The 26,229-nt window shown below is 48.3% G+C and carries 17 protein-coding genes and 2 pseudogenes; 11 read left to right on the top strand and 8 right to left on the bottom strand.

Translation table 11 applies throughout. The features are described 5' to 3' along the window. Positions 1–650 precede the first annotated feature (650 nt). The gene (locus GI364_RS05995; protein ID WP_198852770.1) at positions 651–6,029 is read left to right on the top strand and encodes a beta strand repeat-containing protein; all 5,379 of its coding nucleotides are present in this window, start codon (positions 651–653) and stop codon (positions 6,027–6,029) included. Between the two features lie 205 nt (positions 6,030–6,234). On the opposite strand, the gene ppsA is transcribed toward GI364_RS05995, so the two are convergent. Together ppsA and GI364_RS06005 are read right to left on the bottom strand one after the other, a co-directional pair. Beyond that, positions 6,235–8,832 carry a phosphoenolpyruvate synthase gene (gene ppsA / locus GI364_RS06000; protein ID WP_198852771.1) on the bottom strand — a complete coding sequence of 866 codons (2,598 nt, stop codon included), beginning with the start codon at positions 8,830–8,832 and terminating at the stop codon, positions 6,235–6,237. Positions 8,833–9,138: 306 nt separating this feature from the next. Next, the gene (locus tag GI364_RS06005; protein WP_198852772.1) at positions 9,139–10,059 is read right to left on the bottom strand and encodes a DNA-3-methyladenine glycosylase family protein; all 921 of its coding nucleotides are present in this window, start codon (positions 10,057–10,059) and stop codon (positions 9,139–9,141) included. A 255-nt stretch (positions 10,060–10,314) separates the two neighbouring features. Here GI364_RS06005 and GI364_RS25250 point away from each other — a divergent pair, with 255 nt between their 5' ends. Together GI364_RS25250 and GI364_RS06015 are read left to right on the top strand one after the other, a co-directional pair. Next, positions 10,315–10,848, top strand: a complete 534-nt coding sequence (locus GI364_RS25250; protein WP_304503173.1) for a methylated-DNA--[protein]-cysteine S-methyltransferase — start codon at positions 10,315–10,317, stop codon at positions 10,846–10,848. A 76-nt stretch (positions 10,849–10,924) separates the two neighbouring features. Then, positions 10,925–12,910, top strand: a complete 1,986-nt coding sequence (locus GI364_RS06015; RefSeq protein ID WP_198852773.1) for a beta-N-acetylglucosaminidase domain-containing protein — start codon at positions 10,925–10,927, stop codon at positions 12,908–12,910. A 79-nt stretch (positions 12,911–12,989) separates the two neighbouring features. On the opposite strand, the pseudogene sat reads toward GI364_RS06015, so the two are convergent. From sat to GI364_RS06035, 4 genes and pseudogenes are all read right to left on the bottom strand, one after another. After that, positions 12,990–14,177, bottom strand: a pseudogene (gene sat / locus GI364_RS06020) (sulfate adenylyltransferase). Positions 14,178–14,247: 70 nt separating this feature from the next. Continuing rightward, positions 14,248–14,858: pseudogene (gene cysC / locus GI364_RS06025) on the bottom strand (adenylyl-sulfate kinase). 72 nt (positions 14,859–14,930) lie between these two features. Beyond that, positions 14,931–15,143, bottom strand: coding sequence for a hypothetical protein (locus tag GI364_RS06030; protein WP_198852774.1), 213 nt, complete (start codon positions 15,141–15,143; stop codon positions 14,931–14,933). 241 nt (positions 15,144–15,384) lie between these two features. Further along, a complete protein-coding gene (locus GI364_RS06035) occupies positions 15,385–15,711 on the bottom strand; it encodes a sulfotransferase domain-containing protein (protein ID WP_198852775.1) in 327 nt (108 codons plus the stop codon). A gap of 217 nt (positions 15,712–15,928) precedes the next feature. On the opposite strand from GI364_RS06035, the gene GI364_RS06040 reads away from it, so the two are divergent. From GI364_RS06040 to GI364_RS06065, 6 genes are all read left to right on the top strand, one after another. Then, entirely contained in the window at positions 15,929–16,657 is a 729-nt protein-coding gene (locus tag GI364_RS06040; protein WP_198852776.1) for a response regulator transcription factor, read from the top strand. Continuing rightward, positions 16,654–18,027, top strand: a complete 1,374-nt coding sequence (locus GI364_RS06045; protein ID WP_198852777.1) for a HAMP domain-containing sensor histidine kinase — start codon at positions 16,654–16,656, stop codon at positions 18,025–18,027. Before GI364_RS06040 ends, GI364_RS06045 begins: the two co-directional genes overlap by 4 nt. Before the next feature lie 140 nt (positions 18,028–18,167). Then, positions 18,168–19,151 carry a carbohydrate ABC transporter permease gene (locus tag GI364_RS06050; protein WP_198852778.1) on the top strand — a complete coding sequence of 328 codons (984 nt, stop codon included), beginning with the start codon at positions 18,168–18,170 and terminating at the stop codon, positions 19,149–19,151. Between the two features lie 43 nt (positions 19,152–19,194). Then, on the top strand, positions 19,195–20,022 hold the full coding sequence (locus GI364_RS06055) for a carbohydrate ABC transporter permease (protein WP_198852779.1): 828 nt from the start codon (positions 19,195–19,197) through the stop codon (positions 20,020–20,022). Positions 20,023–20,061: 39 nt separating this feature from the next. Further along, a complete protein-coding gene (locus tag GI364_RS06060; RefSeq protein ID WP_198852780.1) occupies positions 20,062–21,372 on the top strand; it encodes an extracellular solute-binding protein in 1,311 nt (436 codons plus the stop codon). A gap of 208 nt (positions 21,373–21,580) precedes the next feature. After that, positions 21,581–22,852 carry a glycoside hydrolase family 18 protein gene (locus GI364_RS06065; RefSeq protein WP_233096033.1) on the top strand — a complete coding sequence of 424 codons (1,272 nt, stop codon included), beginning with the start codon at positions 21,581–21,583 and terminating at the stop codon, positions 22,850–22,852. Here the strand turns inward: GI364_RS06065 and GI364_RS06070 are convergent. Next, positions 22,784–23,632, bottom strand: a complete 849-nt coding sequence (locus GI364_RS06070; RefSeq protein ID WP_198853873.1) for an MFS transporter — start codon at positions 23,630–23,632, stop codon at positions 22,784–22,786. The genes GI364_RS06065 and GI364_RS06070 overlap by 69 nt on opposite strands. A 248-nt stretch (positions 23,633–23,880) precedes the next feature. On the opposite strand from GI364_RS06070, the gene GI364_RS06075 reads away from it, so the two are divergent. Continuing rightward, a complete protein-coding gene (locus GI364_RS06075; RefSeq protein ID WP_198852781.1) occupies positions 23,881–24,774 on the top strand; it encodes a LysR family transcriptional regulator in 894 nt (297 codons plus the stop codon). 18 nt (positions 24,775–24,792) lie between these two features. Beyond that, entirely contained in the window at positions 24,793–25,632 is an 840-nt protein-coding gene (locus GI364_RS06080) for an SPL family radical SAM protein (protein ID WP_198852782.1), read from the top strand. 23 nt (positions 25,633–25,655) lie between these two features. Here the strand turns inward: GI364_RS06080 and GI364_RS06085 are convergent, their stop codons facing one another. After that, positions 25,656–26,081, bottom strand: coding sequence for a DoxX family protein (locus tag GI364_RS06085; RefSeq protein ID WP_198852783.1), 426 nt, complete (start codon positions 26,079–26,081; stop codon positions 25,656–25,658). Between the last annotated feature and the right edge of the window lie 148 nt (positions 26,082–26,229).

The raw sequence follows: 26,229 nt of genomic DNA on the forward strand, positions 1-26,229 counted from the left end.
ACCCCGAATTCCCCACACGAGCGCCAACTCGGCCCAAATTATCCAAGCCATACTGGAGAATGAGCGGCCAGGTTGATGGAAGCCCACATCTGTGGCAATTCGGCTGGCAAAGAGAACAATCCAAAGGACGAGTTAAATCCATCCGCCAAGCATGTATACCTGACCATCTGTATCAATATATACTGTTGTCACTTGAGCTTGCAGGAAGCCAATGACAATGCTGCAAGGAATGTTCAAGACAAAATAATACTGAATCTTTCGATGTATTTCGTGCTCAAGAATTTTTTCTGCTCTATACCCTAACTAAACTGCGCTGAAAAGTTAATTTCCCTGTGGAGTACAGAATGCTTGTACGCCGAGGACTCCGCACCGAGGGCTGTTTCTGTAATTGTTTAGAATTTGTTTAGAGGTGCTTCTATATAATGAAATCTATTCTGCGAGGTGTAAGAGACAGGCAAGCGATTCCGTAAGCGATATTCGTCGATGGCAAATGTTCAGTCTAGCAGGTATATCGAATGGGACGGAGTCTGGACGAGTGCATGGGTTTTGGTGCAGTCAGACATAGAAAGTGAGTGAAAACGCTGCTTGGAGTGTATTGTGCAGCATTCTAGTGGCTATTACTGCATGTAAGGAAAAGGGGAAAAGTGTTTGTGGGGAAACGACATGAGAAAAGAACAAAGAAGTTGACGCTAGAGGCCAGCATTCAACGCAAACGTTTAAGAAAGTCACTGGTTGCCTTCATCGTTATGACACCACTCTCTTGGTTGACACTGGTGCCAATGCAAAACACACGAGTGCTTGCTGCTACCACAGTCTTTGCTGGGGGAAGCGGAACTACAGCAGACCCGTACATCATTGCGACGGCTGCACAACTCGCGGCGATGGCGAGCGACGTTAATGCAAAGTTGACTGATCCGCAAGGCACATCCTACGCTACCGCCACGTATGACTTGGGTGCGAACATTGACTTGTCAGCCACAACGTGGACTTCCATTAGTAATTTCGCGGGGACATTTGACGGAAACGGTTATAGGATTAGCAATTTGAGCAGCAGTGGCGGCCTGTTTGAGAGTACTACATCTGGTGCGACGATTGAAAATGTGGCCCTGACCAACGTCAAGGTAACGACGAGCGGCTCATATTTGGGTGCCTTGGTAGGTGTCAACCGGGGTGATGTCACAAACTCGTACAGCAGCGGATCGGTACAGTCATCAGGAGGAGGAAACGTAGGAGCACTGATAGGGGAGAATTTTGGAACCATTTCGTATTCCTATTCAACCGGAACCGTGTCTAGTGCAGGTAACTCAGCCGGAGGGCTCGTAGGCTATAACAATGCTACTATTGAGGATTCCTCTTCCAGTGCTTCGGTTGCTTTCACAGCAAGCGGTTTGTGGGGCGCAGGCGGACTAGTGGGTATAAATTATGGCAAACTTACGGATGTATACGCAACAGGATCGGTTACAGCACAAACAACGAACGCGGAAGTGGGTGGATTAGTGGGTGACAACCCTGGTCATATTACGGACGCGTATGCAACTGGACGTGTGACCGCCTCGGCTTCAGGAGAAGCCGCAGGGCTGGTTGGCCAGGAATACTACACCGGATCATCAATCACCGATTCGTTCTGGGACACGACGACGACAAACCAGTCCAGTGGTGTTGGAGGAGGTGGCGCGTCTCCGTCCACCATTCAACTGACTGCGGAAACCGACACCAACATGAAATTGGCCAGTACGTTCTCCAGTTGGCCGTCTGTCTGGACCGCCACAAACGGGCACTATCCGTACTTCGGACTGCAGATGGGTACACAGCATTTGCCTTCAGCCACGGTGGGGGTCCTGTATATCGCATATTTGAAACCCAAATATGCGACAGGCACGGCGCCCTACACCTGGTCGCTCACGGGGAGCCTGCCGCAAGGATTGTCGTTCAATTCAAGTGGGGAAATCAGCGGCATACCCACTGTGTCTGGGACAGCTAATTTTTCCGCCCAGGTTAAGGACAGCTTGGGTGCTACCGCTACGATAAACAACCTGTCTATTGTGACCGGTAAGCCGAATCCTCCGGGCGCGCCGACGGGTCTCGGTCACAGCAGTGTGGGGAAGACCGGATGGACGGAGTATTGGTCTTCTGTGAGCGGCTCGACTGGGTACAACGTATACATCAATGGGACGAAAGTGACCACTAGCCCGGTAACAAGTACGAGCTACAATGTAACTGGAGAGACAGCGGGGACAATCTACAGTGTGATGGTGACGGCAGTGAATGCAGGTGGCGAGAGCGCGCCGTCTTCCCCGGACAGTGTGACGACGCCCCCTGGTGCGCCGACAGGTCTCACTCATAGTAATCTGACGCAAACGGGATGGACAGAGTCTTGGGGATCAGTTACCGGTGCTACGGGCTACAACGTGTACATCAATGGTACGAAGGTGACCAGTAGCCCAGTGACGGCTACGAGTTACGTAGTGTCTGGCGAGAGCGCAGGCACCACATATCATGTAACGGTGACGGCAGTGAATGCAGGTGGCGAGAGTGCCATGTCGACCGCGGACACTGTTACGACACTGCCAAATGTTCCCGGTGTGCCGACGAGTCTCACTCATAGTAATCTGACGCAAACGGGATGGACAGAGTCTTGGTCTTCCGTGACTGGTGCGACAGGATACAATGTGTACATCAATGGAACGAAGGTGACCAGTAGCCCAGTGTCGAGCACGAGTTACCCGGTGACTGGTGAGAGTGCAGGTGCCACATATCATGTGACGGTGACTGCAGTGAATGCAGGCGGCGAGAGTGCAACTTCTACAGCGGACAGTGTGACGACCGTCCCTGGTGTGCCGACGAGTCTTAGCCATAGTAGCGTGACGCAAACGGGATGGACAGAGTCTTGGTCTTCCGTGAGCGGTACGACAGGATACAATGTGTACATCAATGGAACGAAAGTGACCAGTAGCCCAGTGGCGGGTACCAGTTACGTAGTGTCTGGCGAGAGCGCAGGCACCACATATCATGTGACGGTGACGGCAGTGAATGCAGGTGGCGAGAGTGCAGCTTCTACAGCGGACAGTGTGACGACCGTCCCTGGTGTGCCGACGAGTCTTAGCCATAGTAGCGTGACGCAAACGGGATGGACAGAGTCTTGGTCTTCCGTGAGTGGTGCGACGGGATACAATGTGTACATCAATGGAACGAAAGTGACCAGTAGCCCAGTGGCGGGTACGAGTTACGTAGTGTCTGGCGAGAGTGCAGGCACCACATATCATGTGACGGTGACTGCAGTGAATGCAGGTGGCGAGAGTGCCATGTCGACCGCGGACAGTGTCACGACTGTCGCATTGGTGAATGCGGAAACACCGTCATTTAGCACGGAGCCGCAAGCCACGCAAAGTGTAACGGCGGGTTCGCCAGCGACGGCGTTGACGGTGGCGGCAAGTGTGACGGATGGCGGAACCGTCACGTATCAGTGGTACAAAAACACCACGAACAGCAACACGGGTGGCACAGCTATCACGGCAGCAACCAGTGCGAGCTACACACCTGCGACGGCTAGTGCGGGAACAACGTACTACTACGCAGTGGCGACCAACACCAACAATAGTGTCAATGGTACGAAGACGGCAACATCCACCAGCACTGTGGCGAAAGTCACAGTCAACGCGCTGGTGAACGCAGTTAAGCCAACCTTCACGACAGAGCCCCAAGCGGCGCAAAGTGTAACGGCGGGTTCGCCAGCGACGGCGTTGACGGTGGCGGCAAGTGTGACGGATGGCGGAACCGTCACGTATCAGTGGTACAAAAACACCACGAACAGCAACACGGGTGGCACAGCTGTCACGGCAGCAACCAGTGCGAGCTACACACCTGCGACGGCTAGTGCGGGAACAACGTACTACTACGCAGTGGCGACCAACACGAACAGGAGTGTGAATGGAGCGAAGACTGCGACAGCCACAAGCAGTGTGGCGAAAGTCACAGTCAACGCGCTGGTGAACGCAGTTAAGCCAACCTTCACGACAGAGCCCCAAGCGGCGCAGAGTGTGACGGCGGGTTCTGCCGCAACGGCCTTGACGGTCGCAGCGAGCGTCACAGACAGTGGGACAGTCACGTATCAGTGGTACAAAAACATCACGAACAGCAACACGGGTGGCACAGCTATCACGGGAGCGACCAGTGCTAGCTACACGCCACCGACCACCAGTGTCGGAACAACGTATTACTACGCAGTGGCGACCAACACGAACAGGAGTGTGAATGGAGCGAAGACTGCGACAGCAATAAGCAGTGTGGCGAAAGTCACAGTCAATGCGCTGGTGAATGCAGCGACGCCGAAATTCACTACGGAGCCACAAGCGACGCAAGGTGTGACGGCAGGTTCTGCTGCAACGGCGTTGACGGTAGCGGCCAGCGTCAGTGATGGCGGAGCAGTCACCTACCAGTGGTATAGCAACACTACCAACAGTAGCAGTGGCGGCACAGCTATCGCGGGAGCAACCAGTGCGAGCTACACACCACCGACCACCAGTGCAGGAACGACGTACTACTATGCAGTGGCTACCAACACGAACAGCAGTGTGAATGGCGCCAAGACAGCAACCGCCACGAGTAGCGTTGCAAAAGTTACAGTCAATGCGCTGGTGAATGCAGCGACACCGACCTTCACGACAGAGCCACAAACGACGCAAAGTGTGACGGCGGGTTCGACCGCCGCAGCCCTGAAGGTAGCAGTCAGCGTCAGTGATGGTGGAACCGTGACGTACCAGTGGTATAGCAATACTACCAACAGCAACAGCGGCGGCACAGCCATTACTGGAGCAACGAGTGCCAGCTACATGCCACCAAGCACCAGTGTCGGAACCATGTATTACTACGCGGTGGTCACAAATACCAACAATGGCGTCAACGGTGCGAAGACAGCGACAGCAACCAGTGATGTGGCGAAGGTCACAGTCAACGTCGTTTTGGCTCCAATGGGGCTGAGCCATAGCAGTATCACGCAAACTGGCTGGACAGAATCATGGAATTCCGTCAGCGGAGCCGCAGGCTACAACGTGTATGTCAATGGGACCAAAGTAAATGCCAGCCCGGTGACCGGGAGCAGCTATGCTGTGACGGGTGAGAAGGCGGGTGCCAGCTACAAAGTCACCGTGACAACAGTCGGTGCGGGTGCACAGAGCGCAGCTTCTGCTGCAGATACGGTTCAGACCTTATCCGTGCTCTCTGTATCCACAGGCTCTTCCCTACCCAGTGTCTTACAGGGGACGGACTACAAACAGAGCATCCAGGTGACTGGAGGGGCGAGCCCGTATACGTTCTCTGTGACTAAAGGAGCTTTGCCCACAGGGGTGACCTTGCAATCGGATGGGAACCTGGTCGGAACACCGTCAAGCAACGGGAGCTATAACTTTACCGTGCAAGTGACTGATAAGAACGGGAACACAGCTGCGAAGAACATGAGTTTGTACGTGATACCTGCGGCACCAGCAGGTTTTCTCCCCAAGGTAGAAACCAAGCAGGTGGTCGGTGGCAGCGGCGTGACTTTGACGGCTGGAAATGGTAGCACAAATGCCACATTGGTCGTGGCAACAGGAACTTTTGCGAATCCACTGCAAATGGATGTGACTAGCGGAACAGTACCCAATGCGCTGGTTCCAAAAGGTCAAAAGGTGATTGCGGCCTATGGGGTGAACTTTGATGCACAGGATGCCCCTTCTAAACCGCTGATATTTACATTGCGGAACGCAGAGATTACACCACAATCAAAGGTGTACAAGATTGTGAATGGGAAGATAGTCCCAATCAGTGCTGTGGTGACGCAGGGGAAAGCAGTGATTACCTTTACAACAGATCCTTCATTCGTAGTATTGAAGTCACAATCACAACCTCAACCGCAGACAAAGACAGTTCCAGGTGCGACGAAACCTGTGACAGGATTTGGCGCGAGGCCATGGGGAGCAGGAGGAGTGCTAAGTATCCTGACAGGTGGACTCCTGCTGTGGTGGCAAAGGCGAAGAAAGCATCATGAAGAGTAAAACTGCCAGATTACCATGAACATGCAGTACACTGAACGTAAATGCATGAAAAGACAGGGGGAGGCTTCTCAATTGAGAAGCCTTTTCTCCGTTCACCCTCCATCAGTGACGAAAGGCATTGCTCTCGCTGTTTGTAATGAGAATGTGGAAAACGACCTTCGTAAGCAGTGGTTACATTTGGTGCTGACAATTATGCCTTGCGCCATTACAGTAAATCGATATACCCTTCGGTTCCATTCAGACGAATTTTTTGCCCGTCTTGTATCCGTTTAGTTGCATTTTCCACTCCAACAACCGCCGGCAAACCATACTCACGTGCAATGACTGCACCGTGAGTCATGATTCCCCCAACTTCGGTGATGAGGCCTCTGCTGGATACAAACAATGGTGTCCAGCCAGGATCGGTGAAGGCGGTAACTAATATATCGCCCTCTTCGAGGTGAGCGTCTTCCATGTTTAAGATGACGCGAGCTCGTCCCTCCACAACTCCGGAGGAGACGGGCAAACCAGCAATCGCCTTCGGAGGGACATTTTCTCGTTTGTATAAGCCTCTGATAATCTCGCCATCAGAAGTCATCACACGCGGGGGAGTTAATCGTTCATAGACTTCGTATGCGTCTTTTTGCCTGTCGATGATGTGGTAATCAAGTTTGTGAGTCCGTACAACTTCGTCCAGTTCTTCAAACGTGAGATAGTATATATCTTCTTTCGCGACAATCACGCCAGCTTTTACAAGTCGTTCAGCTTCCCCTAGCAGAGCTTGCTTATAGACGAAGTAACGACTCACCATGCCGTATTTCGGATACTCCCGATAGCCAATGAAATTACGAATCAAGTGAATGGCTCGTTTCGTGTCCTTCATTTTTTGCTGACCACCCGGCAGTCGTTGTAATCGTTCTAATAACTCTTGCTCTTTCTTCAAAGCTTTTTGTCGCCCCTGGTCAAATATTCGGTTGCTTGCATGGCTCTCAAAATTTTTAATGTTATTGAGAATTATCGGGACAAGCGCAACTGGGTTTTCGCTCCAACGAGTTCTCGTAATATCGATTTCTCCATCACATCGCATTCCGTATTTGGTTAGAAAAGCGTAGATAGCGTCTCGGCTCTCCCGCCCGCCAACAAACTGAACGAGATTATCCAAGAAGGTGTCTTCTTTTACCTGTTGTAAATAGTCTACGACCTCCGCGTACGGACGAATCGCGTCTGCGAGATCCAAAAGGGCCAGCCCCATGTCGGAAGTAATGTTATTTGGCACAGACCGAGAGAGCGTATCGACTGCATTCTTTTCGCCCAACCACTCGTTTATGTGCTTATTGACCCATGACGAAGCATGAATAGCAGCCATAAACACACGTGAACTTTGAGGGTCGAATAATACTCGCTTTAGTTCCTTGATGTCTTCCCGAATAAAATCCAATAATGCTGGTCCCGATTTGGTACGAATGTCTTGTTTTAACTGGTTTATCGATGCTTGATTTTGCTGAATTAAATCAAGGACGACGGTCTCATCGCTGTGGATTTGTGCCAATCTGTTTGCGGTGCTGCTTGCTTCTGGCGTTGTCGTGTCACTTGGCTGGGATTTTATGAAACCCTCTCGCTGAGTGATAGTTTCAAGTGCGTCTCGTATGAGTGGATCGGACTGCTCGAAGGTGTCTAACAAAATCTTGCTTCTGACAGACGAAGCCAGGTGATGTGTTACATCCACAAACAACCTTCCACCGGCCTTACGCATGGGTGCATTCGTCGTTAACAGGAAGAATGACAATCCCAATGGTTTTATTGGGGCAGTCATCATTTGTTGATGACCAACGGATATGTAGACGTGGTTTTCGTCATCATTTGCATCTGGAATGGGGTACAGTGTTGTGATTGGACGACTTTGAACAACATAAAATGTGTTCTTAAACAGACACCATTCGATATCTTGCGGACATCCAAAATGACGTTCTATGGTTCTGGAAATATGCGCCAGTTGTAAAATCTCCTGGTCTGTAAGTGTTTGAGTGTTTTGTCGGTTAAAATCAATCTGCCGTGTTTCCGTGCCGCCTCCCCTTTGCCCGTAGATTCCTAATTTTTTGGTTGCTATCCTCTTGTCTTTGATGTTTTCGTCTTGCACCTTATAGCAGTCAGGCGAGACTTTGCCTGAAACCAGCGCCTCCCCAAGTCCAAAGCTGGCGTCTATTGACAGCAACTTTCGATTGGAGGTAACGGGATCGGCCGTGAATACTATCCCTGAAGCCGATGGCAACACCATTTTTTGAACGACAACGGCTAGACTCACTTTGCTGTGGTCAAAACCGTTTTGAATTCGGTAGATGACTGCACGGTCTGTATACAGAGAGGCCCAACATTTGCGGATATGCAGCAAGATGTCGTCGAGTCCAATAATGTTAAGGTAGCTATCGTGTTGACCGGCGAAAGAGGCATGCGGTAAATCCTCAGCAGTCGCACTGGAACGGACTGCATATGCGTGATTATCACCGCGCTTGGACAGGTAGTGAGAGACTGCGGCAGCAACGTCAGAAGGAACGTCAAGCTTCATGATAATTTGTCTAATCTTTTTGCTTAATTCACTAATTTGTTTGCGATTTTCAACTTGAAGCAGTGTTAATTGTTCCAAAGAATCTAGTAGTGCACGGTTTTGTTCGATGGCTTCTTGATAGCCTGCGGTTGTGACGCAGAATCCTTCGGGAACTTGTATTCCTTCGATTGTTGACAGCTCTCCCAGATTTAATCCTTTGCCGCCAGCCAGTGACAGGTGGGTTTTGTGCATTTCCTGAAAATCGAGGACCACAGGCTTCATAGACTATCTCTCCTCTAAAAAAATTTGACAAACCACTTCCGGGTGTGATATATTTACAGTGTAAGATGGGATTTTTATTAGAGTCGTATATTGAAGAGTGGTCGTAATGCGATTATAGCGTCGCATTTATTTTTGTCAATAAAAAAATGGGCTGGATTGCATATTCAGTCTCTTTTTTTCGTTTGCTCTGTGTCCTATCCATAGGAAACCGTGAGCTAGTGTTTAACGTATGTGTTACAAATGAGTAAATATGGTTTATAGGAAAGGATTAACTGTATCAAGTGCTTATGAATCAGGGAGAGTGCACTAGACTTGCGCAAACAGAGTCATCCATAAGTAAAATGTTGCGTAGGATTTCCAGTGCCCCCAGTGTTCTGCGATGTCCACTACCTCATTTACGGTTGGTTTGCGTTGCATTTGCAGGGCTATTTTCACGGCGTTTTGCAGTCCAACATCCTGAGCAGGCAACGCATACTCGTCTCGGAAATGTCGCATGAGGACGTAATTGGCAGACCATGGTCCAATCCCGCGAACGTTTTGCAGGGCTTTATACGCTTGGTCGAACCCGCTCATGTTCAAGAACTGTGCCCGTGATAACTCACCTGTGACAATGGACGCAGCTACTCCGATGAGATACTCCGCTTTTCGAACTGTAAACTGTAATTCTCGTAATGCATCGATGCTCAAATTTGCTACTTGTTCCGGTGACGGAAATGTCCAATATGTTTGGTTTTCATAGTTTACAGGACGTCCGCATAACTCCACCAGACGTTGTTTTAGTGTGTAGGCAAAAGGTAAGTTAATTTGCTGCCCTATAATGGTCCAACACAACGCCTCGAAAAAGTCAGGAACACCAATCAAACTCAGCCCCCGAAACTTTTTAACCGCTTGATGTAACACAACATCATTTTGTGCCATCTGGTAGAAATCGCTTAGATTTCTGTCCAAGTCAAACCAATCCCATACGTATGCCGCGGCTGCAACACGAGTCCTTCTTTTCGATGGTATCTGATGGACAAACCGGACTTGGAGACAGTGATTATAGATGGCGCTAATTTCCATCACAAGGTCTTGGTTGTCTAGATGAAGCAGCTTATACACCCTATCGTTCTCGACGACATGCATACACTCAGTCTCTGAGCGATTTAGGTACTGCAAGTTTGCTGCAAACCGAAAGTCTTTTGGCGTCTGCAAAACTATGAATGTCTGATGGTCACTCCAATCCATCGAGCGGTTCACCTCTTATAAAATGATTTTACTTGGACCTTTGCGGCACTGCTCACGGCACTGCTCTCAGCCAAGTATGACTCCTCGCTGCGCAACAGACTTGCGTTTTCTTGTCATCATATTTGCGTTCATGTGTGGGGAGATGTTCAAAGACGATAGGACGGCAAGAATCCGAAATCGGTCACTGCGGGAATATGTTAGACTCCAATCTACCTAAGCTGTTTGTAGACAACCAATCTGTGGAGAGTGAAAAGCATGTCAAATACGTTGTACTGGGGCAATGTCAAACACAGAGGGATGACTTTTACATTGGTACGTCACAAGGAAGCATTGTGCTTCGTTGGCCTGCCCAATCAGTCACATGACTCAATCGTCAAATGGACTCAATCTCATTTTCCTCATCATGATTTGGTTCATGTTGATGGAGAAATAGGCCAGCTCGCTGTCCAGTTGAAAACCTATTTGGATGGGGAAGTGGACCACCTTGACGGTCCGCTCGAACTGCACGGAACGCAGTTTCAGCAAGCTGTATGGGATGCACTTTGTGCTGTCCCGTTTGGCGAAACGCGGACGTATTCTCAGATTGCCGAAAACCTTCGCAAACCATCGGCGGTTCGTGCAGTCGGTGCTGCTATTGGTGCAAATCCACTTCCGATTTTTGTACCGTGTCATCGTGTGATTGGAAAGGATGGGAAGCTAACAGGATATCGAGGGGGGATAGAGTTGAAAGCGTCGTTACTGCTGTTGGAAGCCCGAAGGAAAAAGATGATGTCATGTCACATGAACTGAGGCCGTATCGTCTACATAATGGCAGGGAATAATGTGTAACTCGCCACGAACCGACTGAATTCTGGGGGACATCCTTATGCGTTGGATGAAGAAAACTATAGCAGGAAGCGGAACTATCATCCTTTCGCTATTCGCAGTCACTGCCTGTGCTAATACTTCTGGCAGCTCCCATTCAACTTCAAATAGTGGTGGCTCACATAACGAGACTTCTTCGATAGGCAGTAATACAATAAGTGAGAACTCATCTGGCAAAGGCACGAAAGCAGAGTCCAAAACGTTTGTGCTCCATTTAGATTCGGAGGCTAAGTCTGGGAAGACAGACAATTCACTTTATACAGCAGGGAACTCAAGCATCACACAGGTCAAACAGAGGTGGGGAAGTCCTGATAAACAGGGGGTTGCGGGTCAAGGAACCTACGCAACGTATAAGTCAGAAAAGGCTTCTTTTGGGTTTAATCAGGACGGCACTATCTTTGATGTCCGCTCTTACAGCAAGCAAGTGCAAAGCCTAACACTCTCCGACGTACGAGCAGTACTTGGGAACCCAAAAGAAACAACTAAACCTACAGCGAGTCAAATTAATGAGATTTATCAGGTGAACAACACTTTCCAGCTTGAATTCATCATTAACACGGGAACAGATGCCGTTAATCACATTTCCGTGTTCGATGCGAGCGCCGTCCATTCACCGGGGACACAGCCCACATCACCGCATGGGTCGAACATCGCGATTCGAGGGGTGATTGAAGGATTTTATGGGAAGCCCTGGAGTAACAAAGAGCGCATAAATATGTTTTCGTTCATGCAAAAAGAGAATCTAAACACCTATGTCTATGCTCCAAAGGGTGATCCATATCAACGTGTAGATTGGCGAGAGCCCTACCCCTCTGTGAAACTTCAGCAAATGAAGGCGCTTGTGGCCCAGGCCAAACAAGACGGTGTTCAATTCGTTTACTCCATCTCACCGGGAATGACCGGCTACTCAACAAAGGATATTCAAAAATCAATTACCTACAGTTCTGCTTCAGACAGAAAAGCATTAGAAGCCAAGATTCATCAACTTCAATCAATTGGTGTCAACACGTTTATGTTGTCGTTTGATGATATTGAGAAAACCTTAAAGCCTGCTGATAAGAAGGTTTACGGTACGGACTATGCAAAAGCACAAATGCAGTTGGCCAATCAGGTCCTAGCGTATGAAAAAGCAAGAGACCCCAACTTTAGGCTTTGGTTTGTTCCAACGTTTTACTATGGTATGACTGACGGCCCGTATTGGCAAACGCTTCGGTCCACCTTAAACCACAGCATTAAGGTCATTTGGACCGGAAAATGGGTTTTAAACAAGAGCATCAACAGTTCACAGGCAAAGGCTATCACAAACTTGTATGGGCGAAAGCCGATTCTCTGGGACAATTACCCGGTTAATGACTATACCTATGACAAGGGTAAACAGCATCAATTGATGTTGGGACCGCTAGAGGGAAGAACTGCAGACCTCACGAAAAACATAGCGGGATATATCAGCAATCCGATGGTGCAGCCATACGCGTCTAAGGTAGCGCTGGAGACAATTTCAGACTATCTCCAGAACCCCGGCAGTTATCAACCGAAGACGGCGTGGAACGGGGCAATCAATCATTTATCAGGGATCACTAACCCAACCTTGTTTAAAACCTTTGCGGAGTTTAACACTGTGAGTACTTTAAATTCTACTGGATATTCACCGATTGGAGCCATGGTGGCAGCCTACAGGAATGCTTCAACAAGTGCGCAAAAACAGTCAGCAGAACAAGGGTTGGAAACCGAGTTTCGCAGACTCCGCAATCTGCCTAGTACACTGCCGCCTACAATTACGAATAAGGAATTACTTCATGAGATTCAGCCATGGTTAACCAAGCTCGGTGCAGAAGGACAGGGTGGTCTAGACGCACTTGCAGTCATTAATGACCCGAGTACGTCTAACAAAAACCGGCTTGCTAAGGAGCTTAAACTTGTTTCCGACTCACCATATCAGGTGGGAGGTGAAATGATTGCGTTTATGAAACAAGCGGGTAATCAGTAATTGCAAGAAGCACATTTGAACGACTGCTGAGATGCGGCAGCCCTTGATTTAGATTGGCCTCGCTTGGCTCCGATTGCCTTTAATAAACCCCTGTATCCCTGGACAATCCGTCGACGAGTATTTGTGCGACCTCAGGCCGCGTTAGTTTTGGTGATGGAAGTGCGCCGCTTCGCAAAATTTCACGGACTCTGGTACCGGACAAAGTGTGTCGGTAGACTGACTCATGCGGACAAGTCTTTTCGGATGCCATCCCGTCACATTTATCGCAATAAAAGCTATTCTCGTAAAACAGCAGTTGGATTCCTAATTCATGTGGCGAGAACTGGGCAAAAATCCGTTGTGCATCGTAGGGGCCGTAGTAATTGCCAACGCCAGCGTGATCGCGTCCAATAATAAAATCAATCCAAAATTCTTGCGAACGATGGTATGCAGCACTGCTTCCCTCGGACCGGCGTATCTCATGGCCGCCGGATAAACTGCGAGCAGGACTCGGTCGGCTGGGTAGTAGTGCTCAAGCAACGCCTGGTAGCTCTTCATGCGGATATCCGCGGGAATGTCATCTGGCTTTGTTGTTCCTACAAGAGGGTTTAAGAATAACCCATCCACAGTTTCCAAAGCTGATTTTTGAATATACTCGTGGGCTCTGTGCACTGGGTTTCGAGTCTGGAACCCAACGATAGTCCGCCAACCCCGACGTTTAAATTGTTCACGCACTTCTGAAGGAGCAAGGTAGTACTCAGCAAATTGACTGGGCCTTTTATGGTTTAGCAACCAGACCGGACCGGCTGCATACCAATTGGGACGTTGATAGAGACTTGACACACCTGGATGGTCGGAGTTCGTGGTCCCGTAGACAGCGGCCGATTCCCGGCGTTTATCGTAGGAGTAGACATCTGTCACTTGGATGATGCCGTAAGTGATGCCGTCTAGTGAAACCAAGGCCGCCTTTTGACCCGGGGAAAGCGTTTTTGCAACTTGCTCCGAAATGGGCAAGTTGACAGGAATACTCCAGACTTCGCCTGTCACTAAGTGAAGGGAATCCAAAACTTTCGTAGTCCCTTTGATTCATGAAGCCGGTGAGCGGTGAATAGGCGCCAGTACTAATGAGTTCGACATCTGATGCTGCCCAGTCTGACACCACGATTTTCTGCAGTTCCGCTGCTTTGGAAAGGCCAGCTTGTTTCTCCTCACCTGTAAGCTCCCGCTGAATTAATCTGCCTCCGTGAGGAGGAACCAATACTTGGCTGCTGCGCTGAAATCCCATCATGTCTGTCCTCCGTTCGTTTACCGGTGGTGATTGAACGAAACTTCCAATGTACACACTGCTCTTGTGTCTGTTATTTCGCGTTTGTCGGTTTCACTAGCAGTAGTTGGCGGTTTGTGATATAAGCGAGGATTTGGTCTGTTCCGTCAGCAATGGAGAGCTGATCTGTGGGGATGATTAGTTCTGGATGAGAAGGTTCTTCATACGGTGAGTCAAAGCCAGTGAAATTGGTGATAACTCCTTGCTCGACCTTTTTGTACAGTCCTTTTGGATCCCGGTTTGCACAAACTTCAAAAGGACATTTCACGTAGATTTCGATGAACTCATCCTGTCCCACCAGATTTCGTGCGGCAGTTCGATCTCTCTGGTATGGAGAGATCAGTGCCACAATGCCTGCGTCGACCAAAACCTTAGCCAATTCTCCGGCTCTGCGAATGTTCTCTTGACGATGACGTTCCGTAAAGCCAAGGTCTGAACTTATCCCCATTCTGAGGTTGTCTCCATCAATTAAATAAGTGTGAACACCCCTGTAAAACAAACGTTTTTCGAGTTCATTGGCAAGTGTGGATTTGCCGCCCCAGACAAGCCTGTCAACCAAATCACGAAACTGTTATGACTGTTCATCTCTTGCCTTTGTTGTTTGTCAATTGCACTTTGGTGCCAAGTTAAGTGGGTATTTGCCATGTTTTCAACCTTCCTCTTGAACTGTCATGCTGGCTCAATTGGAATGAGTAATAAGAAACTGTTGGGATATGACTACCACGACAAGTCGTCCTCGTAGCCCAACTCAATGAGCATCTGTCCAGAGACGCGCTTAAAATCTCTCACATGCTGCTCATTAAACACTGTCTTCCAATCACCAATTTGCCCTTTTCGATACGTTGGCGACGCTCCTGGGTTGATATTGTGCTCCATCAGTGCCGCCAGTTCTTGTCTTGGAATCTCAAGACGGGACAAATCACTCCACAAAAGTCGACAATCCGTTCTACCGCCATTGTTCTTGCGGTGGATTGTACTAGTTCTTCAAAGGTTACATGGCAGACGGACGTCAAGTCTTTTCAGCCTATAAACTGAGAATAAAATTGGCGGATATTGGGGTAATAATCAGTTCCCTGTGCCACTAGCAATTGGTTAGCCAGTACCGTATCTTCTATCACTTCCTGTAGGCTGATACCATTAATAATGGCTGACAACCTCGCTGCGTTTGTCTTCAGATATTTTGCAAAGACGGAACGAAGAAGTGTGACGGGAACTTGGAAAGAATAAAGTGCATCATGGAGACTGTCACGTCTCTTAAATCACGGCTGATAAACAGAATTTTTACGTTATTATCCAAAAGAGCTCTTTCAAACTGCGGCGCATAGGGAAGGTGCATGACTCCCATTTCTCCAGCAGAAATCCCGTTCTTTGCTGCTTTGGTCAACATGTTATGTCGAGTTCTGACCATTCCAGGAATGCCAAGTATCACCTGCATCAACAGATTGGTGCCGCCTTTAGGTATGGATACAATCAGCACCTTGGGTGAAGCAGAATTCATACGGGCTTCCCCCTGCCTCGTTGTGGATAAGCAACCTAACTACGGTAGTGTATGTTGGCTGCAATGTTGTGGGTGGGGGACTGTCCTTTTCAAGGACAACACATTTACAAATGTAAATTGAATTTTGCAAATCCTTAACATAATCAAGATATAAGCTACACATTTCCTAGCTATACTTTTCATTTAGAACAAGATTTAGTGAGGAGATAGCTCTACAATGGCGGGAATCTTGATTATTGAGGATGAAAAGCATACTGCAGATACGATTGGTCTATATTTAGAAAAACAAGGGTTTCATTGCTTCATCGCATATGATGGGCAAGATGGCATACGATACTTGCTAAAAGAGACGATAGACCTCATTGTGCTCGATTGGATGTTGCCCGGTTTGTCTGGCATCGAGATTTGTCAGGTCGCTAAGTCTATGAATAACATTAGAGTCATCATGTTAAGTGCTAGAGCAACCGTGTCTGACAAGGTGAGCGGATTGGACAGTGGGGCTGACGATTACCTGGCAAAGCCGTTCAGCCTTCGCGAACTCAATGCCAGAATCAAGATGCTCCTGAGAACCACGAATTCACCTTCGCAAATCCCCCGGTCAAGCACCTCGTCCATAACGGAAATTCACTTTGATGATGGGGTTCTTTCATTGAATAGAGACGAGTTTACAGCTCGTTTTAATGACATAGAAATCCCTTTGACTTTAACGGAATTCAAGATTCTTGGGCTGCTGGCAGAGCGAGTGCAGCGCGTTTTGACGAAAGAGGCGCTGGCACAGGAACTGTATGGAACAAATGACTCGGGCCAGTTGCATGCGATTTCAGCTCACTTGAGCAACTTGAGAACGAAACTGAAAGGTTTGAGCGGTACTCCCCTGATTAAAACGGTCTATGGAATCGGATACAAGTTGGGCGGAAGCACAGAAACTCAGATGAGGCGCACATGACACGTCTCCCTGTATTTCCCAAACAGTCGCTGCGCCGACGTGTAATGGTGCTTGTCACCACTGTGATTTTGGCAATGTCTTTTCTCGATCTCGTTGCAGCCCACTGGAGCCTTCAACAATCGCTGTACAAATACTCCAGACATAACCAGACAGACCAAACTTCAGACTGGGCGCAGATGATGGGCGTCCTATATGATGAGTTTGGTTCGTGGAATGCGGTTCGTCAGCACCTCGCAAGTGAATCCTCTCTGCACATCGATGGACAAAAACTTAGTCAACTTGAAGCGGTAGTCGTCCCGAATAACGGAGGCGTTATCAGAACACAAAGTCATGCAAAACGAAAGCCTGATTGGCAGAGTGCGCCTATTTTGTTCCAGAACACAAAAGTCGGCACTTTCTACATGCATCCATACATCTCGCCCCAGGTCAGAACTTTGAAACGCAGAATTACGTATGGCTTTGACACAGCTCAATTCCTGGTTGTTTTTATCATTTCTATTGTAGCTTTTCTGTTTGTTGTGGTTCTTGTACGCAGTTTCCTTAGGCCGCTGGAGGACTTGGCTGCTACGGCCATATCCATGACCGCCGGAGCATTCGATGCTCCCCTGCCGACGGGTGGAGATGTAGAAATTCAGAATGTGATTAATGCATTTGCAGTGACACGTAACAGGCTTCAGGAAGCACAGGAAACTCGCAAAAGGATTTTAGCGGATATTCATCATGAACTGCGGACTCCGCTGAACGTTATTGGAAATCGACTGGAAGCAATTCACCTTGGGCTGTATCAATGGGATAAGCAAACGGCCACAATTTTGCATGAGGAAACAGAACGGATTCAAACGATTGTTGACGAACTTGACGAGTTGAATGAGGTTCAGGCAGGTGTTCAAAAGTTGGACCTCGCGTGGGTGTCTGTAGAAGACTGGCTGACCAAACTGGTTACACTTTTTGAAGCCGAAGCAACAAGGCGGTCAGTAAACATAAATGTACATATTGAGGACAAGTCGCTTTGCATTTTGATGGATAAAAACAGAATGTCGCAAGTCATCATCAATCTTATATCTAATGCTCTCAGGTATACTCCGCCAGGAAAACGTATCATTGTGACTGTCCGCAATGCGGTACACGGGGTAGTCTTTACTGTCGAGGATGAAGGAATTGGTATTGATTCAAGTCATCTTCCATTTATTTTTGAACGGCTCTATCGGATTGAACCATCGCGCAGTCGGGATAAGGAAGGTGCTGGACTTGGACTTGCGATTGTAAAGGAAGTCGTCGACGCACATGCAGGGGAAGTCACCGTGCGAAGTCTCCCTGGGAAAGGTACCCGCTTTACCATCCTGATTCCACCACAGAACTCGCTGTCTTGAGTTGAGATTTCATTAACAGAAAATTTACCAGCCGTGGAGATGTTTTTCACGGTTATTTTACGTTCACCACGTACACTCGGACTTGGTAAGGGGGAAACGCGGGCTGACAAGACTACTCCAGCAGGAAAGGCAGGTATACTATGTCGGTTCAAAAAGAGATTCCTGTTGTTCGGATTGTGAGGCAATCCTTACTCGAATCGGTTGGCAACATGGTGGTCAGAAAAGGCAAGCATCTTGTGGAGGCAAGTTTTGGATGGCTGCTCCTGAGTCCAACGTTAGCAGTGTTTGTAGTATTTACCTATGTTCCAATGGCATTTCTGTTTGTAATGGCATTGTTCCATTGGAACATCACCTTCAGTCACTCCCAGTTTGTTGGACTTGGTGAGTTCAAAATTCTTTTTCGGCAACCCTTGTTCTGGCGTTCCATGCTTACAACCGCGTATTTTGCATTCTTGATGGTACCGGCCCAAACATTCTTAAGCTTGGGTATCGCCATGCTGTTTCGTGAAGCAGCACGCTCCAAATTGCGCGGTTTTTTTCGCTCTCTAGTATTTCTGCCACATGTTACTCCTCTTGTCGCGACATCCATTGTCTGGGTGTGGGTGTTTAATCCACGATTTGGTTTGGCGAACTTCATTCTTTCGTGGTTCCACATACCCCCTCTTAATTGGCTGGAAAGCACCAACTGGGCGCTTCCCGCCGTCATGATTTACAGTACCTGGCACTCGCTTGGGCTCTATGTAATATTGTTTCTTGCCGGTTTAGCCAATATTTCCCGCCATCCCCTTGAGGCGGCGATGGTGGACGGCGCAGGGCGGGGGACGATATTTCATAAAATCATTTGGCCGCTTGTGTCTCCAAGCACCTTTCTTGTCGTCCTGTTCGCCACGATGAACGCACTGCAGGCTTTTTCGCAGATTTACACTATGACCGGAGGCCCGAGAGGCGGAGGTGGAGGACCTGCCTATGCGACGACCACAGATGCACTTTTGATTTATCAGACAGGCTTTCAATACTACCACTATGGTCTGGCTGCGGCCATGAGCATCATCTTGTTTTTCGTCATTTTGGGATTAACGGTGTTTCAAAAATGGATATCCAACAGATTGGTGTTTTATCGCTAGAAGGAGAAGAAGACATCATTTCTAGTAGGAGAGGAGTGTTTCAGTGAGACAAAAGTGGCAAGTTCGAGTCCCAACCTGGTTTTCTCAGGCAAGCCTAGCCATTCTCTTTGGGTTTCCGATTTATTGGATTGTGGTAACCGCGTTGAACCAACCGCAGGACGTTTACAAGATTCCTCCTGCATTTCTGCCGAAACTTGATTTCAAACCCTTATTCAGCGTATTGGAGGGGACTCACTGGTCGCTCTACATATTCAATACAGTGATGATTTCCGTAGTAACGGTCCTCTTGGTGCTCGTCACTTCTGCCTTGGCTGGATATGCGCTGTCGGATTTGAAGTTTCGCGGGCAGAACCTGACAACTCTTCTCATTCTGGGGACCATGATGATTCCTGGCCAGGCAATTCTCGTGCCGCAGTATGTCGTAATTTCAAAATTGCACCTCCTTAATACGTATGCTGTTGAAATTCTTCCGTTTGCGGCAAATGCGCTGGGTGTTTTTATGTTTAGGCAGTTTTTTAAAACACTTCCGAGAGCGTACTGGGAGGCCGTAGCGATGGAAGGGGGCAGTCGGCTGTTCTACTTGTGGAAAATAGCTATCCCCCTTGCAAGGCCTGCCGTGACGACGGTTTCCCTATTAACTTTTATAGGAGCTTGGAACATGTTTCAATGGCCGCTCATTATGACGGATAACCGAAATGTGCAGCCTCTAGAGGTGGTTCTTGCACACTACATGTCTGTCTATCAGGCAAATATACCAAAGATGTCTTCCGCTGTACTGATTGCGTTGTTGCCGATTGTAGTCATTTTCTTTCTTGCCCAAAAGCACATTGTTGCAGGTGCAGCTGGGCGCGATGCGGGCATTAAAGGTTGACCATATGGTTATTAAAATCGTTTCGAAGGAGAGAAAAAAATGAAAAATAAAATGTTAGCATTTGGGGCTGTGAGCCTTGCCACGTTGGTAATTGCGGGGTGTGGGACTGCAAACACGTCTTCAAGCGGAAGCAGCACAGGCGGTGCGAAAAATACCAGCAATACGGCATCGGGATCGACCAGTGGGCCAATCAAGATTCAACTGTGGGAATCACATTCGAGCGGGCCCGTCGCAAACACTGAGCAGAAGCTTGTGAAGAAGTTTAATGCATCTCACTCCAAGGTGGATATCAGTCTTAACATTACACACGCTTCTGCCAAAGCCCTAGCAGCAGTTACAGCAGGTCATCCTCCCGTGCTTGCCGAAATCAGCCACTATATTGGAAAATATGTGAGTGCCAAAGCGCTGTTACCTTTAAACTCGTTTCTCTCTACAAACAGCAAAGAAACCTTCTGGTCAGGTGTACAGGGCAATACCATGTGGAACGGGAAAGAGTACCGCTATCCAGCAGATGTGAAGGTGGAAGAGTTCTACTACAATAAGTCGCTGTTTAAAAAAGCAGGAATCAAAGCGCCTCCTGCCACGTGGACAGCAATGGCCCTTGATCTGCAGAAACTAAAAGCACTTGGTGTGATTCCACTTGGCTTTAAAGACTCCTCAGCCCACATTCTCTCTGCGTTTATTTCCAACGGAGGCAGCACATTCGCGGGCACGTCGAAGAAGAAAGTGCAGTTTGACAATTCTGCCGGTAAAACGACATTCAATTACTTCCGAACACTGCACCAAAAGAAAGAGATGGTTTTTGGACATGGAAATACAATGAGGGCCGACTTCGGCGCACAGAAAATGGCCATTGTTGACGGTACGTCGGCAGGTTATCAAAAAATTCTCGCTGCGACGGGCGGGAAATTTAAGATGGGGGCCTTTGCATTTCCAGCCGGAGTCTCAGGACATAGCGGGGGTATCATTCAAGGGCTTGGCTTTGTCTTGTTTAATGGCGTCAGCAAGGCGGATCAAAAGGCAGCATGGACATTTGTCCACTGGTGGAATGAACCTGCGCAACAGGCATATTGGTCCATGCACAGCGGATTTGCACCCACAACTCCGGCCGGCGCAAAAGCAATCCCAGCTAGTTGGTTGAAGTCGAATAAGGGTGAGGCTGTGACGATTAACATACTGAAATCAAAACACACTGTGCCTCGTGCTAACACAAACGCATATTCAGAGGTGGACAGTGTGCTCGACTCCGCCTTCTTCAACGCAGTCACCGGAAAAACATCAGTCGCAGCAGCATTAAAAAAGTTGGACACTCAAGCAAACCAGTATCTTTCGGGTAAATCCGGACTGTAACTGCACGCGCACCATCGACATCCAAAATGCCACCAAGCCAGGTGGCATTTTGTGCTTTCGCAGAAGGTTCGCCAGAAAGTTAGTAGGTTCTGCAACGAACAACAAAGACATGTGCTGTCGGATTAGACCCAGTTGTAGACTCGAGCCCACCCAAGGCTAAGGATACTTGGCATAGGCTGATGTCAGAGTGACGAGGAGGGCGTGTGGAATGGAGATTCACGTTATACGGCAGGGCCAGACTTTGTGGAGCCTCTCACGGCTATACGGAGTGAATGTACAGGACATGATTCATTTAAATGGCATTTCTGACCCGCGGCAACTAGTCATTGGACAGGCGATAGTCATTCCAACCCCGCGAGGGGCTTATGTCGTGCAGCCTGGAGACACATTGTATGCCGTTGCAAAGGGGTACGGTACTTCCGCGACTGCTCTGGCTGCACTGAATCAGATTCAAAATCCGGATATTCTGTCGGTCGGGCAGAAGTTGAAGGTTCCTAAGAAAAGCAGACGTACCATTGAAGCAAATGCATATTTAACGGACGTTGGCAGTAGAGGCGAGCAGGTTGTACGTGAAACCGCATCAGTCCTGACTTATTTGAGTCCATTCAGTTATCACGTTGGGCGAGACGGCTCTCTTGTCCCTCTGAACGATACCCAACTCATCAATTTGGCGAAAAATCAGACTGTTTCCCCTTTGCTCGTAATATCCAATTGGGAAGGCAGCATGTTCAGTTCGGATTTGGCTCACGTGGTGTTAAACAGCGACTCTGTTCAGCAGAGACTCATTGATAGTGTTTTGACTGTCATGAAAAACAAGGGGCACAAAGGACTCAACATAGATTTTGAGTACGTCTATCCAGACGATCGCGAAGTGTACAACCAGTTCTTACAAAAGGTTGTGACTCGATTTCACAGTGAAGGCTATACAGTATCCACGGCACTAGCTCCGAAACTGTCTGCATCACAGCAGGGGCTGCTTTATACAGCCCACGATTATCCAGTCCACGGGAGGCTGTGTGACTACGTTGTACTAATGAGCTATGAGTGGGGATGGATTGGTGGAAAAGCAAGGGCAGTGTCACCTGTAGACCAAATCCGCAAAGTCCTTGATTACGCAGTGACGGCGATTCCACGGCGCAAAATTCTCATGGGCGTCTCTGTCTACGGCTACGACTGGAAACTTCCCTTCGTACAAGGAAGCAGGGCTCGGACGTTAACCCCCTTGGGAGCCGTTCAAGTTGCCGCGAGGAACAATGTACCTATTCGGTACAGTACCGTGTCTCAGGCACCACACTATGATTACAAGGACTCGGCGGGAAGCACTCATCAGGTATGGTTCGAAGACCCCCGAAGTTTTCGGGCGAAATTGGATTTGGTTTCTTCGTATCGGCTGCGGGGTATCAGCTTTTGGTCATATCCTACCAGCTTTCCGCAAGTGCCGGCGGTTCTTAGCCAAGACTTTCGTGTGAGAAAGTTTTAGTTGAGATGTTGCCGCAACTTGAACAACCATCATGAATAGCACCACAGCAATGAGTGCGAAGACGGCAGAGGAAAAACTGTTCGAAACAGCATGGATCCAGCCTAGAAAAATTGGACCGGCAGCACCAATTACGTAACCGACTGACTGCGCTTTAGCAGACCATGCTGCGGCTTCATGGTGGTCAGACGTAATGTCAATGGGAAGCAGCAGATTGAGCGGAAACAAGCCGCCGGCTCCAATGCCAATAAGTCCCGAGGCCACTAGAGGGTGACGATGAAAAACCAGAAGCAGAAGTCCGCAAAGCTCAAACAGAGATTCCACGATGAGCCAAAGTCGACGAGACGGAATTTTGCGCAGTACAACAGAGAGAATTAGGCTGACCGGAATTTGAACAGCTACAAATAGGGTCAAGGCGTTGGCTGCGTAGGACTTGGTGTAACCCATGCCTTGAATGATTTGAGGCAGCCAAGCGGTAAACGAGTAGAACAACACAGCCATTAACCCGAAGGATATGGTAATGAGCCACGCCTTCGGGTTCGTCCAAGGCAACTTGGTGTTTACACCGGAAGGCGTTTGATACTGTTTCTGTTGCGGAATATGGGCGAGCAGTCGCCAGACAACAGCTGCGACGAATGCAATCACAGCCCAGGACGCGAGAGATGCCTGCCATGAATGAAAGCTTTTCTGAAGGAAGAGAGAGAATGAGGAACTGACGGCCGCAAATTCAACGATGCGATGAATAGTGCTATCGCCAACAAGAGCGTGTTTTTCTTCATATATTTAAACTCCTCTCAGTGCGCAGTCGTGTTGCACACTCTGTAAAGCAAACGGAAACCAATCTCATATCGGCATGAATTCATCTGTTACGGGTGGGTCTGAGAGGGCTGCATTGCCCCGGAAACGTCTTGAAAGAATCATACTTGCACATCAATCATTTATCAATTAGATTTAATTTATCATTATGATTTACCAGACAAATGATTGTCTGCTGTATAAGTCGGGTCAACCGATGGAGGGAGAGTGTTACTATGGAATTGAGACAACTGGAGTACTTTCTGGCGGTATGTGAAGAATTGCACTTCACCCGTGCAGCAGACAAGCTGAAGGTGTCACAGCCAAATTTGAGCTTGAAAATTAAAGCACTTGAAGAAGAAATCGGGATCCCGTTATTTGACCGCATCGGCAAACGAACCGCACTGACTGAAGCGGGTAGCGTTCTTCGCAAACATACTCTGAGCATGTTTGCGAATTTACAAAATGCAATGACTGAAATAGAAGACCTGCGTCACCATCGCGGTGGACGTCTCAGTGTAGGAGCATTGCCCTCTGAACTGGACTTTCGTTTGACTCCGATGTTTATCAGTTATATGCAACAATATCCAACTGTAAAATTAGAAATCACTTCCGAAGTGAATCTGGTGGAAGAGGTATTAAGCAATGGCATTGATATTGGCATCGCTGTCAAACCTGCAGTCGATGCGCGTCTCGTTATCCGTTCTTTGTCCCGTGAAGAATATGGAGTGGTGGTTTCCAGACAGAGTGCTTTCTTTGACAGAGAATCAATGTCTCTATTTGAACTAATGGACATGCCTATAGTTGCGTACCCTAAAGGATTTTGGGGGAGGCATTTTCTTGAAGATTGGTGTCTGCAACACGGCTTCACTATGAACATAGTGGTTGAAACCAGTTCAAACCCGTCTCTGTTTCACTTTGTCAGGGAAAATATCGGAATTGCCATCGTAGCGAATTCACTTGTTGAGTCCATGGATAAACTAAAATTGAGGTTTATTCCGATACATGACTATCCTCCGGTGAGGGAGATGAGTATCGTCTATAGGAGTGACAAGTATCTCAGTCATGCTGCACAAGCTTTTATCCGTTTTGCGGAAGAACACTTGCGGGTTACTTGGGACAGCCCGTAAGCAGTTGGAGTGATAGATTTGAACATTGAAGTCAAGGATGTTGTTTCAAAGACAATTCTTACGGAAGCAACGGGTTATCTAAACGTTGGTTTTACTCATTCGTTGAATCCGTACAGCGGCTGTGCCTTCGCTTGCAAGTACTGCTATGTACGGGAGATGCCCGTTCAGAAATTTAAAGACATGCCTTGGGGAACCTGGGTGAACATCAAAACCAACGCAGCAGAGAAATACAGAATCGAGGCAGTCAAACTACGCGCGAGAAACAGGCCAATCAACATTTTCATGTCTTCTGTTACAGACCCCTACCAGCCGATTGAAAGGAAAGCAGAGATTACTCGCAGTATTCTAGAACAGATGCTTGTAAATCCACCTGATTTTATTCAAATTCAGACACGGAGTCCGCTTGTTAAACGTGATATTGATTTACTGAAGCAACTCAAAGATGTGTGCAGAGTTCTCGTTTCGATGACAGTTGAGACTGACCGTGAAGATATGAAACGGATTTTTGCACCGTATGCGCCCGGTATTCGATTGCGGTTGAAAACGCTGGCAGCCGTCCATGAAGCAGGCATACCAACACAAGCTTCGGTTTCTCCGGTTCTGCCGTTTACCCGCGACTTTGCAAAGACACTGGAGGGAATCGCAGACAGTGTTTGGATTGACACCTTGACTATAGGTGACGGTTTAAGCGGAAGACGGTCAGCGACACTTGGCATGCCGAAGCTTTTTGAAGAACATGCCCTTACACAATGGTACAGAGGCGATTTGCATCACAGGGTTGAGAAGTATTTCAAAAAGTACTTTCCTGCTGAAAAGATTCGAGTTTCGAAGTCGGAAGCGTTTCTGCCGAAGGGCTGAACCAGCAGTTGGTATCTCTCTTATTACATATGTATGAGGATATATGACCCCGGCCCGGTCAAGGCTACGCCAATCACGACAGCAATCAATACCAAATTGTATTCAAACCCGCCCTTATCTATCCAGAAGCCGTTTTTCATGTGCACAATCAGAATGGCATCTATCATGACAAGGGAGATCAGAATTGCGCCAATCGGTGTCAGGGTTCCCGCTGCAAATAGGAATCCGCCTGCGAGTTCAAACAGGCCTGCAATGATACTCCAAATTCGCGTTCCAGAGCCAAAACCCAAGGATTCCAGCCATTTTCCAAATCCTATGGGTCCCGGTCCGCCGAACCAACCAAAAAGCTTTTGACCGCTGTGTCCGATAAACGTGATACCGACAACCAGGCGAATGAGCAAAAGGCCAACACTAATGAGTCCCGGATTATTCAAATGTTGATAAGACATGAATGGAAACCTTCCTTCGTCAAGGATCGCGTTGCTGTGCAGCCGTCAAGGGTCGTATTGTTGTACAGCAGGAGTGTGTATCTGTTTAATTGTGTACGGGTCCAATTGCGTACGGGTCCAATGCCGTTACTATTCCGTTGCAGACTTA

This window comes from Alicyclobacillus sp. SO9 (genome assembly GCF_016406125.1).
Lineage (GTDB): Bacteria > Bacillota > Bacilli > Alicyclobacillales > Alicyclobacillaceae > SO9.